This is a genomic window from Variovorax paradoxus (assembly GCF_024734665.1).
In the GTDB taxonomy this organism is placed as follows: domain Bacteria; phylum Pseudomonadota; class Gammaproteobacteria; order Burkholderiales; family Burkholderiaceae_C; genus Variovorax.
On record NZ_CP102931.1, the window covers coordinates 6,361,220 to 6,374,172 of the forward strand.

9 protein-coding genes are annotated in these 12,953 nt (G+C 67.2%); 6 read left to right on the forward strand and 3 right to left on the reverse strand.

The window, feature by feature from the left end; genetic code table 11:
* The first annotated feature begins 8 nt into the window (after nucleotides 1–8).
* Nucleotides 9–3,125, forward strand: a complete 3,117-nt coding sequence (gene uvrA, locus NWF24_RS29780; protein ID WP_258351668.1) for an excinuclease ABC subunit UvrA — start codon at nucleotides 9–11, stop codon at nucleotides 3,123–3,125.
* 19 nt (nucleotides 3,126–3,144) lie between these two features.
* Here uvrA and NWF24_RS29785 read toward each other — a convergent pair whose 3' ends face one another.
* Genes NWF24_RS29785 through NWF24_RS29795 form a run of 3 tightly spaced genes read right to left on the reverse strand, consistent with a single transcriptional unit; the run spans nucleotide 3,145 to nucleotide 7,150 of the window.
* Nucleotides 3,145–3,900, reverse strand: a complete 756-nt coding sequence (locus tag NWF24_RS29785) for a GntR family transcriptional regulator (protein WP_093053825.1) — start codon at nucleotides 3,898–3,900, stop codon at nucleotides 3,145–3,147.
* Complete coding sequence (locus NWF24_RS29790) at nucleotides 3,897–5,666, reverse strand: glycerol-3-phosphate dehydrogenase/oxidase (RefSeq protein ID WP_258351669.1); 1,770 nt, start codon at nucleotides 5,664–5,666, stop codon at nucleotides 3,897–3,899. Before NWF24_RS29790 ends, NWF24_RS29785 begins: the two co-directional genes overlap by 4 nt.
* On the reverse strand, nucleotides 5,663–7,150 hold the full coding sequence (locus NWF24_RS29795; protein ID WP_258351670.1) for an FGGY family carbohydrate kinase: 1,488 nt from the start codon (nucleotides 7,148–7,150) through the stop codon (nucleotides 5,663–5,665). The genes NWF24_RS29790 and NWF24_RS29795 overlap by 4 nt, the downstream gene beginning before the upstream one ends.
* Nucleotides 7,151–7,331: 181 nt before the next feature.
* Here NWF24_RS29795 and NWF24_RS29800 point away from each other — a divergent pair, with 181 nt between their 5' ends.
* Genes NWF24_RS29800 through NWF24_RS29820 form a run of 5 tightly spaced genes read left to right on the forward strand, consistent with a single transcriptional unit; the run spans nucleotide 7,332 to nucleotide 12,831 of the window.
* The gene (locus NWF24_RS29800; protein ID WP_093076861.1) at nucleotides 7,332–8,378 is read left to right on the forward strand and encodes a substrate-binding domain-containing protein; all 1,047 of its coding nucleotides are present in this window, start codon (nucleotides 7,332–7,334) and stop codon (nucleotides 8,376–8,378) included.
* A 14-nt stretch (nucleotides 8,379–8,392) separates the two neighbouring features.
* Entirely contained in the window at nucleotides 8,393–9,907 is a 1,515-nt protein-coding gene (locus tag NWF24_RS29805; RefSeq protein WP_258351671.1) for a sugar ABC transporter ATP-binding protein, read from the forward strand.
* Nucleotides 9,904–10,938, forward strand: a complete 1,035-nt coding sequence (locus NWF24_RS29810) for an ABC transporter permease (RefSeq protein ID WP_258351672.1) — start codon at nucleotides 9,904–9,906, stop codon at nucleotides 10,936–10,938. The genes NWF24_RS29805 and NWF24_RS29810 overlap by 4 nt, the downstream gene beginning before the upstream one ends.
* Before the next feature lie 14 nt (nucleotides 10,939–10,952).
* A complete protein-coding gene (locus tag NWF24_RS29815) occupies nucleotides 10,953–11,933 on the forward strand; it encodes an aldo/keto reductase (protein WP_258355383.1) in 981 nt (326 codons plus the stop codon).
* A gap of 46 nt (nucleotides 11,934–11,979) precedes the next feature.
* Entirely contained in the window at nucleotides 11,980–12,831 is an 852-nt protein-coding gene (locus NWF24_RS29820; RefSeq protein WP_258351673.1) for a class I fructose-bisphosphate aldolase, read from the forward strand.
* The last annotated feature ends 122 nt before the right edge of the window (nucleotides 12,832–12,953 follow it).

The following is a 12,953-nucleotide window of genomic DNA, read 5'->3' on the forward strand; positions in this document are numbered from 1 at the left end:
GGTCTATCATGTCCGGTTGCCCTCGGACGATCGCCCCCTTGAATTCAATATCCACTGAAGACACCGCAGCCGACGCCGAAAGCGCACGCGATGCGGAACGCGAACGCGCCACCTACCTCGGCGCGGTGCTCGCGCAGCAGCGCATCAGCATCCGCGGTGCGCGCACCCACAACCTGAAGAACGTCGATCTCGACATCCCGCGCAACAAGCTGGTGGTGATCACCGGCCTGTCGGGCTCGGGCAAGTCGAGCCTGGCCTTCGACACGCTGTATGCCGAAGGGCAGCGGCGCTACGTCGAGAGCCTGTCGGCCTATGCGCGGCAGTTCCTGCAGCTCATGGACAAGCCCGACGTCGACGTGATCGAGGGCCTGTCGCCCGCCATCAGCATCGAGCAGAAGGCCACAAGCCACAACCCGCGCTCCACCGTGGGCACGGTGACCGAGATCCACGACTACCTGCGCCTGCTGTACGCCCGCGCCGGCACGCCCTACTGCCCCGACCACCACCTGCCGCTGCAGGCGCAGACGGTCTCGCAGATGGTCGATGCCACGCTTGCGCTGCCGGGCGAACCGCGCCTGATGATCCTGGCGCCCGTGGCACGCGAGAAGAAAGGCGAGTTCCTCGAACTCTTCGCCGAGATGCAGGCGGCCGGCTATGTGCGCTTTCGCGTGGACGGGCAAACGTACGAATACAACGACCTGCCCAAGCTCAAGAAGACCGAGAAGCACGACATCGACGTGGTCATCGACCGCCTGCGCGCGCGCGCCGACATGCAGCAGCGGCTGGCCGAGAGCTTCGAGGCCGCGCTGCGCCTGGCCGAAGGCCGCGCCATCGCGCTGGAGCTGGGCGCTGAAGGCGCAGCCGACAAGGAGCACCTGTTCAACGCCAAGTTCGCCTGCCCGATCTGCCACTACTCGCTGTCGGAGCTGGAGCCGCGCCTCTTCTCGTTCAACTCGCCCGTGGGCGCCTGCCCCAGCTGCGACGGCCTCGGCCACCGCGAGGTGTTCGACCCGGCGCGCGTGGTGGCCTTTCCTTCGCTGTCGCTCGCCAGCGGCGCCATCAAGGGCTGGGACCGCCGCAACGGCTACTACTTCAGCATGATCGAGAGCGTCGCGAAGCACTACAAGTTCGACGTCGACGCGCCCTTCGAGTCATTGCCGGCCTCGGTGCAGCAGGTGCTGCTGCACGGTTCGGCCGCCGAGGAGATCAAGTTCAACTACACCATGGAATCGGGCAACTTCGCGGGCAAGAAGCTCACGAAGAAGCATCCCTTCGAGGGGATCATCCCGAACATGGCGCGGCGCTACCGCGAGACCGATTCGGTGATGGTGCGCGAAGACCTCGCGCGCTTTCGCAACCTGCAGCCCTGCCCCGACTGCGGTGGCTCGCGGCTGCGGCCCGAGGCGCGCAACGTGTTCCTGGTCGACGAATCGAACCGGCCCGCCGACGGCAGCGAACCACCGCGCATGGCGATCTTCGAGCTCAGCCGCCTCACGCTGCGCGATTCGCTCGCGTGGTTCCATACGCTCAAGCTGCGCGGCGCCAAGGCCGACATCGCCGACAAGGTGGTGCGCGAGATCGGCCTGCGCCTGAAATTCCTGAACGACGTGGGCCTGAACTACCTGAGCCTGGACCGCAGCGCCGAGACGCTCTCGGGCGGCGAGGCGCAGCGCATTCGCCTCGCGTCGCAGATCGGCTCGGGCCTCACGGGCGTGATGTACGTGCTCGACGAGCCCAGCATCGGCCTGCACCAGCGCGACAACGACCGGCTCATCGGCACGCTGAAGCATCTGCGCGACATCGGCAACAGCGTGATCGTGGTCGAGCACGACGAAGACATGATCCACGCCGCCGACCACGTGATCGACATGGGCCCCGGCGCCGGCGTGCACGGCGGGCGTGTGATGGCGCAGGGCACGTATGCCGAGGTTTCGTCCAACCCCGACTCGCTCACCGGCCAGTACCTGTCGGGCACGCGCAAGATCGAAGTGCCGAAGCACCGCACCGCGTGGCTGCCCGTCGTGAACAAGCCCGCGTTCAACGAAGGCAAGAAGGCCTCGCGCTTTCCGCCGAGCCCCGCGGCCGAACGCCGCGCCGCACGCGAGGCCGCCCACCTGGCCACGCAGACCGATCTGCAGGAAATTCGCGTCGTCGGCGCCACCGGCAACAACCTGAAGAACGTGAGCGTGGCCTTCCCTGTCGGCCTGCTGACCTGCGTGACGGGCGTCTCGGGCTCGGGCAAGTCGACGCTGGTGAACGACACGCTCTACACGGCAGTGGCGCGCACGCTGTACCGCGCGCACGAAGAACCGGCTGCGCACGAATCGGTCGAGGGCATCGAGTATTTCGACAAGGTCATCAACGTCGACCAGAGCCCCATCGGTCGCACGCCGCGCAGCAACCCGGCCACCTACACGGGACTGTTCACGCCCATCCGCGAGCTGATGGCCGAGACCAACACCGCGCGCGAGCGCGGCTACGGCCCGGGCCGCTTCAGCTTCAACGTGGCGGGCGGGCGCTGCGAGGCCTGCCAGGGCGACGGCGTGGTGAAGGTCGAGATGCACTTCCTGCCCGACGTGTACGTGCCCTGCGAGGTCTGCCACGGCCAGCGCTACAACCGCGAGACGCTCGAAGTGCTCTACAAGGGCAAGAACATCGCGCAGATCCTCGAGATGACGGTCGAGACCGCGCACGAATTCCTGAAGGCCGTGCCCACCATCGAACGCAAGCTGCGCACCCTGCTCGACGTGGGCCTGAGCTACATCAAGCTGGGCCAGTCGGCCACAACGCTGTCGGGCGGCGAGGCGCAGCGCGTGAAGCTCGCGCTGGAGCTCAGCAAGCGCGACACCGGCCGCACGCTGTACATCCTCGACGAACCGACCACCGGCCTGCATTTCGCCGACATCGAGCTGCTGCTGAAGGTGCTGCACCAATTGCGCGACGCGGGCAACACCATCGTCGTGATCGAGCACAACCTCGACGTCATCAAGACGGCCGACTGGCTCATCGACATGGGTCCTGAAGGCGGTGCCGGCGGCGGCATGGTGGTGGGCGAAGGCACGCCGGAAAGCATCGCGGCGAACGAGGCGAGCCACACGGGGCGCTACCTGAAGCGGCTGCTGTAGCCGCTTCTCGTCATCAACCTCAGGTCGTCGTCTGCACGTGCAGGCGGCTGGTCTTGCAACGGTGGAGCGCGCGGTAGTGCTCCAGCGGCCGGCCGTTGGCGCCGTAGGCGATCGATTCGATTCGCAGCAGCGGCTCGGGCTGCGGCAGGTTGAGCAGCTGGCAGGTCTCGGCGTCTGGCAGCACCGCATCGATCCAGCGTTCGGCGCGCACCAGGCGCAGGCCGTACTGGCGGCGCAGCACGTCGTAGAGCGAGCGGTCGTCCAGGCGCGTGCGGTGCAGGCCCGGCGCAAGGTCTGCGGGCACCACCGTTTCGACCAGCAGGCGCAGCTCGCCATCGACACTGCGCAGGCGCTTCAGCGCGACAACTTGCGTGTCGTCACTCAAGCCGAGCGACGCAGCTTCCTGCTCGGTGGGCGCGCGCAGCTCCTGCGTGAGGATCTGCGTGCGCACCGAGCGGCCTTTGCGCTCCATCTCGTCGGAGAAGCCGAGCACGGTCGAGACGAAGTCCTCGTCGCGTTCGCGTGCTGACACGAAGGCGCCGCGACCCTTGATTTTGTAGATAAGGTTGTTGCGCACCAGGTCGGCCAGCGCCTCGCGCACCACGATGCGCGAGATGCCGAACTGCTCGCCGAGCTCGGCTTCGGACGGCAGCTTGGCGCCGATGGGCAGCGCGCCCTGCAGGATCTGCAGGCGAAGCGCATCGCGGAACTGGGCCCACAGGGGCGACTCGGAGTCGCGGTCGAGCACGGTCGAAGTTTCGGTCGAAGAGTTCACGTTGAGGGCTGGCCCAAGGCCTGAGGAGTCATCAATGATGCATCGAAAGACGGCGGCGCATCGGCCACCACCGGCGAAAGCCGCACGCCGTGGCGCTCGCGCAGGGCGGCGGAGCACGCTTGCAGTTCGTGATGCGCCTGCGCTGCGTCCCAGCCGAGCGCCTCGGCTGCGATGCCAGCCATCTCGGCCAGCGCGGCATCGGTGACGAGCCCGCGAATCGCCAGCAGCGTGCGGCGGATCACGAGGTCGTCGAGATGGACCACGCCGGTTTCGAGGCAGAGGTACGAAAGCTCGGCAACCGAGTAGTCGGGCGCGTGCTGCAGCGGCACGTCGCCCGAGACACCGAGGCGCTGCGCCAGCGGCAGCGCCTTCGATCCGTAGCGGCGCAGCAGCACCTGTGCGCGCGTGCGGCCCAGGCCGGAGGTGGCAACCATGCGATCGACGAAGCGCTCCGTCGCCTGTGCATCGGCAGGCAGCTCCGCACCGCCGCCGATGGGCAGCAGTTCGGTCGATGCGGTGCGCGGGCGGCCCAGCTGCTGCAGCACTTCGTTGGTGGCTTCTTCCGCGAGCGCACGGAAGGTCGTCCACTTGCCGCCGACGAGGCCGACGATGGGAATGTCGCGCGTCGCGTTCGGTGGGTCGAGCACCACCGAGTGGTCGCGCGAGATCTGGCCGGGCTTGTCGGCATCGGAGCGTGCGAGCGGCCGTACGCCGACATACGTGTACACCACGTCGCCGCGGCCGAAGGACAGGTTCGGGAACACCTCGGCCAGCACGTCGAGCAGGTAGTCGACCTCTTCGGGCTCCGTGCCGATCTGGTCGGGGTCGTCCACCGGAATGTCGGTGGAGCCCACCAGCACGCGGTCGAGAAAGGGATAGACGATGCACACGCGCCCGTCCACCGCCTCGAAATAAGCCATGCGGCCTTCGAGCGCATCGCGCAGCGCGGGATGGTCGAGCACGAGGTGCGAGCCCTTGGTGCCCATCACGCGCGAGCCTGCGCCGCCGAGCACAGCGGTGCTCCGGTCGAGCCACGCACCGCTGGCATTCACCACGGTGTCGGCCGTCACGCGCACCAGCGCGCCGGTGATCTCGTCGCGCAGCGTGAGGATGTTGCCCGCGCAACCCATCACGCGGCAGTAGTTGGCGGCGGCCGAGCGCGGCTGGTCGCGGCAGGCGTCGCCGATGAGTTCGAGGATCAGCCATTCGGGGTGGCTGATCCATGCATCGAAGAAGGTGGCAGTCCAGCGCACCGCAGCGCGGAACAGGCTTCGGTCGTTCTGCGGCACGCGGCTGATGCGGTGATTGGGCATCACGCGCTGGCGACGGCCCAGCAGGTCGTACAGGCGCAGGCCCGCCGCCACGGCCAGCAGGCCGCGCGTGCGCTGCGGCGGTGTGCGGCCGAAGAACTTGAGCGCGCTGCTCATCAGCCCGCCGAAGAAGCTCGACAACGGCACCACCGTCTTCAGCGGCTGCACCAGGTGCGGCGCATTGCGCAGCAGCAGGTTGCGCTCGCGCGTGGCTTCGGCCACCAGCGAGAAGCTGCCGTTCTCCAGGTAGCGCAGGCCGCCGTGGATCATGCGCGAGGGCGCGCTGCTGGCGCCCGCGCTGAAGTCTCCCTTGTCGACGATGAGGCAGTCGACGCGCTGCAGGCACAGGTCGCGGAACACGCCCACGCCGTTGATGCCGGCACCGACGATGACTGTCGAGAAGTGGCGGTCAGCCAAAGAAGCCGGACGCACGAAGGGCAGTTGCCAGGCGCTCATTTCGCAGCTCCCGACAGATGGGAAAACACAGGAGACATGGTGTCGATCAGTTCGTTGAAGCCGGCGTTGAAATCGGCATGAGCGCGCGCCTCGATGGCATCGGGTTCGACCGTGTCACAGGGCGCGAGCAATGCGCTGCCCTGCGCGGTGTGGTCGATGCCTTGCGACATGGCGGCGTAGATGGCGGCACCACGCGCGCCGGTTTCGTCGTCGGCGCAGCGTTCGACCGGATGAGCCAGGAAGCCGGCGAGCAAACGCACGAGGCGCGTGTCGCTCGCACCGCCGCCGAGCACGGTCGATGCGGACACGGGCAGGCCGCAGGCTGCAAGGCGCGCTGTGTGCCGCGCGTGCAGCGCGGCGACCGAATCGACCACCGCGCGCGCCATGTCGCCGCGCGTGTGGTGGCTCTTGAGCCCGACGAAGCCCGCCGTCACGCCGCCACCGCCGTTGACGAAGGGCAGGAAGCGCAGGCCGCCCGCCCCCAGCGGCACCGACATCGCCAAATCGACGACAGCGCGCGAATCGGCCAGCCCGAGCACCCCGGCCAGCCATGCGATGTTGGCCATCGACGACGGGCTGTTCTCCATGTAGAGCCGCTTGTCCTCGCGGCCGAAGTTCACGACGGCGGCAACGTCGGGCTTGGGCTCAATCACCGGGCCGATCACCGCGTTCACGCACCAGGTGCCGAAGACCGACACCGCACGGGCGCGTCCTTCCGCGCAGATCGCGGTCATCGAGGCGAGCAGGTCGATGGCGCCCATCGCCACGGGGATGCCGGCGGGCAGGCCACACAGAGCGGCTTCAGAAGGCCGCAGCTTGCCGACGACCTCGCCGCTCGGCAACAGCGGCCCGAAAACGTGCGGGCCGAGGTCCGCGATGCCTGAGGCATCGAAGGCCGCCTGCGACCACGTGCCCGTTGCGATCGACACCAGCCCGGCAGTGCTCGCATCGCTGGCATCGGTCGCGATCTCGCCTGTCAGCAGAAAGCCGAGATAGTCCTTCGCGAACAGCAGCCGGCGCACCGCGCCGCGCTGCACGGCATCGGTGCCCAGCAGTTCGGCCGCGATCACGGTGGGCTGGCCCGGCCACGGCCTGCAGCCCACATCCGCAAACAGCGTCTCGCCATGGCCCAGCGAGAGCGAACGCGCACGCGCATCGGCGCGCTGGTCGGTCGAGGCCACGGCCCGTCCGCCCACGAGTTCATTGCGCGCATCGAGCGCATAGAGCCCCGCGCCGTGGCCCGTGCAGCCGATGGCGCGGACCTCGGCCACGCGGGCGCCGAGCTGGTGGGCGACATCGCGCAGCACATGGGTCAGGGCCGCGCGAATGGCTGTCGCGCTCACTTCGCATCCCCCTCCAGGCAGCCGGTCGTGCGGCAGTGGCATTCGGGACAAGGCGATGGAGCGGCCGCTCCCGGCTTCGAGGGCCAGGGCTTTCAGGCTGCTCGACCCCATGTCGATGCCGATCAGTATGTTTGGCTTCATGTCATAACAGCTTCGGCGGAATAAAAGCGCGTTGCCAGTAGCGTTTCCCCTAGTTATCCTGTCAAACGGGCAGCGCGTACATTCTATCCTGTCATAACAACTGTCGTGACACAGAGGATCAAAGCGCTGCCCTGAAAAGCAGCATCGCAAGCTGAGCCCACCCAACGTGAGGAGACAAAAAATGAGGCGTAATTTCCTGAAGTCCGCCGCGGCAGCCGGCATCGGCCTGGCCGGCGCCAGCGCATTCGCGCAGCAGCAGGCCGCGGCACCCGCCGCGGGCGGCGGACTGCGCGGCAACCCCAGCGACGTTTACGTGATGAACGTGATGGTGTCGGGGGTCGAGTACTGGTTTCCCGTCTACGAAATGATGAAGCAGCTCGGCCGCACGCTGGGCGTTCGCACCCGCTACACCGGCACGCCGGAGTACGACGTGAACAAGCAGCTCGCATCGTTCGAGCAGGAACTGGCGCGCAAGCCCGCCGGCATCCTGCTGCACCCGATGAACCCCGACCCGTTCATCGAGCCCATCAACCGCGCGGCGGCGATGGGCATCCCGGTCGTCACCTTCGCGGCCGACTCGCCGAACTCCAAGCGCACCTCTTTCATCACGTCCGACAACGACCGCGAAGGCACGCAGGCCGCCGACGCCATCGCCGCATCGCTGGGCGGCAAGGGCGAATACGCCGTGCTGGAGAACCCGGGCCAGGACAACCACGACCGCCGCATCGCCGCCTTCGTGAACCGCATGAAGGCCAAGCACCCGGGCATGAAGCTGGTCGGCCGCGCCGCCAGCAACCAGGACCCGAACAAGGCCTACCAGGCAGTGCTGAGCCTGGCGCAGGCCAACCCGAACCTGGGTGCGCTCTTCATGCCCGAGGCCAACTCGGCACTCGGCGCGGCGCAGGCCAAGGTCGAGACCAAGAAGAACATCAAGGTGATGTGCTGCGACGTGAACGCCAAGATCCTCGACATGATCAAGTCGGGCGACGTGTTCGGCGCCATCAACCCGAACCAGGGCATGCAGGGCTACATGGGCATGATGATGCTGTTCCTTGCGAAGAACCCGACGCTCATCGACCCGATGAACGACGCCAAGCGCAACGGCACCAACCCGATGGCCGTGCCCTTCCTGGACAACGGGCTCGCAGTGGTCAGCAAGGCCAACGCCGACGACTTCTACTGGGACAAGTACCTCGCCCGCCGCGGCACCAAGGGCATCGGCGAGTGAGTGAGCACAACGCAATGAGCGCATTGCTCGAACTGAAGGGCATCAGCAAGCGCTTCGGCGCTTCGCGCGCGCTCTCGGGCGTGGACTTCTCGCTGCACCGCGGCGAGATCCACGCCCTGTGCGGCGAGAACGGCGCGGGCAAGTCCACGCTGATGAACATCATCGATGGCATCCACCAGCCGGACGAGGGCACGATCTCGCTCGACGGCCAGCAGGTGGTCATCGACGGCCCGGCGCACGCCATGCGCCTGGGCATCGGCCTGGTGCACCAGGAGATCGCCCTGTGTGGCGACGCCACCGTGGCCGAGAACATCTTCATGCCGGAGATCAACGCCGGCAAGCACGCGTGGATGAACTACGCGAGCCTCAACGAGCGCGCCGTCAAGGTGCTGCAGCGGCTGGGGCAGGACATCGATCCTTCCGCGCTGGTGAAGGACCTGAGCATTTCAACGCAGCAGCTCATCGAGATCGCCAAGGCGCTCACACTGAACTGCAAGGTGCTGATCCTCGACGAGCCGACGGCCGCGCTCACCGACAACGAATCGGCCGCGCTCTTCAGGGTGCTGCACGACCTCAAGGCGCAGGGCATCGGCATCATCTACATCAGCCACCGCATGGCCGAGATCTTTGCGCACGGCGACCGCGTCACCGTGCTGCGCGACGGACGCGACGTGCACAGCGGCCCTCTCTCCGAACTGGACGCCGACGACCTGGTGCGCCGCATGGTCGGGCGCGACCTGGGCAACTACTACCCGCCGAAGCAGGAAGACAGCAGCTCGAACGAGCATGTGCTCGAAGTGACCGACATCGCCGACGGCGAACGCGTGCACGGCGTGTCCTTCACGCTGAAGCGCGGCGAGATCCTCGGCATCGCGGGCCTGATGGGCGCCGGCCGCAGCGAGCTCGCCGAAACCGTGTGCGGCCTGCGCCCCGCACGGCAAGGCACCGTGCGCCTGCGCGGCAAGCAGCTCACGATCCGCAAGTACAGCGACGCATTGCGCGAAGGCATCGCCTACCTCAGCGAAGACCGCAAGGCGGCCGGTGTGTACCTCGACCTGCCCATTGCGCAGAACATCGCATCGATGGCGCTGAAGCGCGTGAGCTCGCGCTTCGGCCTGCTTCAACGCTCGGCCGAACACAGGCTGGCCGTAGAGCTCGGCACCAAGCTCAAGCTGAAATCCGACGGGGTCGACATCGACGTGGCGAGCCTGTCGGGCGGCAACCAGCAGAAGGTGGCCATCGCCAAGCTGCTGGCCACCAACCCCTCGGTGCTGCTGATGGACGAGCCCACGCGCGGCGTGGACGTGGGCGCCAAGTCGGAGATCCATCACATCCTGCGCGAGCTGGCCAACCAGGGCGTGGGCGTGATCGTGATCTCTTCGGAGCTGCCCGAGATCATCGGGCTGTGCGACCGCGCGCTGGTAATACGCGACGGCCGGCTGGCCGGTGAAGTACGAGACAACGAAATGACGGAAGAGGCGCTGCTGCGGCTGGCCTCTGGACTTTGCGAAGAGGAAACGACAGCATGAACTACCCGGCACAACTCGATGCGGGGGCCGCCCCCGGCCTCCAGCCGCGACCACAGACTGGAGGAGGAGGCCCCGTGAAACCCGCCAGCAAACTCGGCAGCATGCGAGAGATGGGCCTGTTGCTCATCATCGCGGCGCTGTGCGTGGGCATGAGCTTCGCGTCGCCCTACTTCCTCACGTGGGACAACGTGCGCGCGATGCTGCTGTCGTTCTCCATCGAGGGCATCGTGGTGGTGGGCATGACGATCCTGCTGATCGTCGGCGGCATCGACCTGTCGGTGGGCTCGGTCGTGTGCTTCGCGATGGTGGTCACGGGCAAGCTCTTCCTCATGGGCTTCGACCCGTGGACGGCGGGGCTGGTGGCCATCGGCGCGAGCGCGTTGATCGGCGCGATGATCGGCGGCTGCGTCACGCGCATCGGCCTGAACCACTTCATCGCCTCGCTGGCCTTCATGGTGATCGTGCGCGGCCTGTGCCTGGCACTCACGCAGGGCACGCCGCAGTCGCTGTTCTCGCTGCCGGCCGAATTCAAGTTCATCGGCCAGGGCACGCTGTTCGGTATTCCGGCCGTGATCCTGATCTTCCTGGCGATCGTGGTGGCAAGCGACTTCGTGCTGCGCCGCTCCACCCTGCTGCGCCGCGTGTTCTACACGGGCAGCAACGAGAAGGCCGCGCTGTATTCAGGCATTCGCGTGGGCAACGTGAAGTTCTGGGTCACGGTGCTGTGCTCCGCTTCCGCGGGTCTTGCCGGCGTGATCTACACGGCCCGCTTCGGCGCCGCCACGCCGACCTTCGGCATGGGCATGGAGCTCAACGTGATCGCCGCCGCGGTGATCGGCGGCGCCAGTCTCAAGGGCGGATCGGGCACGGTGCTCGGCGCGGTGCTGGGCCTGGCGCTGCTGTCGGTGGTGACCAGCTCGCTGATCCTGCTCGACGTGTCGCCTTACTGGCAGGACGTGATCAAGGGCCTCATCCTGCTCGCAGCCGTGACCATCGACCACATCCTGAACACGAGAAAGACCAAGCGATGAACAACGCATCGACCATGAAGAAGACCACGCTCGGCCCCTCGGGCATCGAATGCTCGGCCATCGGCCTGGGCACCTGGGCCATGGGCGGCTGGATGTGGGGCGGCGGGGACAACGCCGCCGCCGTGCTGGCCATACAGGCTTCGCTCGACGCGGGCGTGAACCTGATCGACACCGCGCCGGCCTACGGCCTCGGGCGCTCCGAGAGCATCGTCGGCACCGCACTGAAGGGCCGCCGCCACGAAGCCGTGATCGCCACCAAATGCGGGCTGGTGTGGCACACGCAAAAGGGAACGCACTTCTTTGAAGAAGACGGCCACCCGGTGTATCGCTACCTCGGACGCGAGTCGATCGTCCATGAATGCGAAGAGAGCCTGAAGCGCCTGCAGACCGACTACATCGACCTCTACATCACGCACTGGCAAGACAGCACCACGCCGGTCGAAGAGACCATGAGCACGCTGCTCGAACTGAAGAAGCAGGGAAAGATCCGCGCCATCGGCGTGAGCAACGTGAGCCCCGAGACGCTCGCCGAGTACCTGCGCTACGGCCCGGTCGATGCAGCGCAGGAGCGCTACAGCCTGATCGACCGCGAGATCGAGCAGACGCTGGTGCCGTTGTGCACCGAGCACAACGTGGCGGTGCTGGGCTATTCGTCGCTGGCGCTTGGTCTGCTCGCCGGCCCGATCGACCCCGAGCGCAAGTTCAACGGCGACGACCAGCGCGCGAGCAACCCGCGCTTCAGCGCCGGGAACCGCGGAAAGCTCAAGGCCTTCTTCGAAGAGCTGGAGCCGCTGCGCAAGCAGCTCGAATGCTCGTTCGGCCAACTGATGATCGCGTGGACGCTGGCACGCGGCAGCGTCTCGGTGGCGCTGTGCGGCGCGCGCGTCAGCAAACAGGCCATCGAGAACGCAGGCGCCGGCTCGGTGCACCTGCGCGACGACGCACTGCAGCTCATCGACACGGCGGCCAGCAGGCATCTGCTCGCGCTGGCCTGACCTGTCTTTTCTGTCATACAACCAAACAAGCAAGGATTTCTTTCGTATGTCGAAGGACAAGACCGCACGCCTGAACCGGCTGCTGAACAACGGGCGCTGCCTGGACATTGCGCTCGACCACGGCGTGTGCAACGAGCCCTCGTTCCTCAACGGGCTCGAGGACATGCCGCAGGTGATCGACAAGCTGGTCGCTGCCGGCCCCGACGCGATCCAGCTCAACTACGGCCAGGCCGACCTGCTGCAGGACCGCCCCGGCCGTGACAAGCCCGCGCTGGTGCAGCGCATCGACATGGGCAACCCCTACAACGCCACCGCGCACCGCGTGATGTGGGCCGTGCTGCAGAACGAGCATGACCCGGTGCTGCCGGCCGTGCAGCGCGATGCGGCCTGCGTGGTCGTCAACCTGTTCATGCTGCCGAACGAACCCGACCTGTTTCGCCAGTGCGTGCAGAACATCGCACGCGTGCGCGCCGACTGCGACCGCTACGGCATGCCGCTGATGATCGAGCCGCTGGTGATGCGCCCGCACAGCGAGCAAGGCGGCTACATGGTCGACGGCGACGCCGAGAAGATCGTCACGCTGGTGCGCCTGGCGCGCGAGATGGGCGCCGACATCGTCAAGGCCGACCCGACCAGCGACCCGGCCGACTTCCACCGCGTGGTGCAGGCCGCGCGCTGCCCCGTGCTCGTGCGCGGCGGCGGGCGCGAAGACCTGCAGCAGGTGTTCGCGCGCTCGCGCGTGCTGATGGACGAAGGCGCCGTCGGCATGGTGTACGGGCGCAATGTGTACCAGCACGCCAATCCGTCGGCGGTGGTCGATGCGCTGATGGCCATGATCCACCGCGGCGCGAGCGCCAAGGAGGCGTGGGACATCTATGAATCGGGCGGCGTGAGATGAGCTGACGCCACCCGACCAAGGAGAGAGCGAGAGAGGGAAGAAGAGGAAGCAAAGGCTGTACGGCGGGCGACGCATGCGTCGCCCGCCGGGGTGCGTCCTGCGCGCGCGCTTTTGCCAGAAGA

Coding starts and splice junctions, on each gene's coding strand:
- NWF24_RS29800 (WP_093076861.1), top strand. CDS start 7,332: ATGAGGCGTAATTTCCTGAAGTCCGCCGCGGCAGCCGGCATCGGCCTG.
- NWF24_RS29795 (WP_258351670.1), bottom strand. CDS start 7,150: ATGAAGCCAAACATACTGATCGGCATCGACATGGGGTCGAGCAGCCTG.
- NWF24_RS29810 (WP_258351672.1), top strand. CDS start 9,904: ATGAACTACCCGGCACAACTCGATGCGGGGGCCGCCCCCGGCCTCCAG.
- NWF24_RS29790 (WP_258351669.1), bottom strand. CDS start 5,666: ATGAGCGCCTGGCAACTGCCCTTCGTGCGTCCGGCTTCTTTGGCTGAC.
- NWF24_RS29815 (WP_258355383.1), top strand. CDS start 10,953: ATGAAGAAGACCACGCTCGGCCCCTCGGGCATCGAATGCTCGGCCATC.
- NWF24_RS29820 (WP_258351673.1), top strand. CDS start 11,980: ATGTCGAAGGACAAGACCGCACGCCTGAACCGGCTGCTGAACAACGGG.
- NWF24_RS29805 (WP_258351671.1), top strand. CDS start 8,393: ATGAGCGCATTGCTCGAACTGAAGGGCATCAGCAAGCGCTTCGGCGCT.
- uvrA (WP_258351668.1), top strand. CDS start 9: ATGTCCGGTTGCCCTCGGACGATCGCCCCCTTGAATTCAATATCCACT.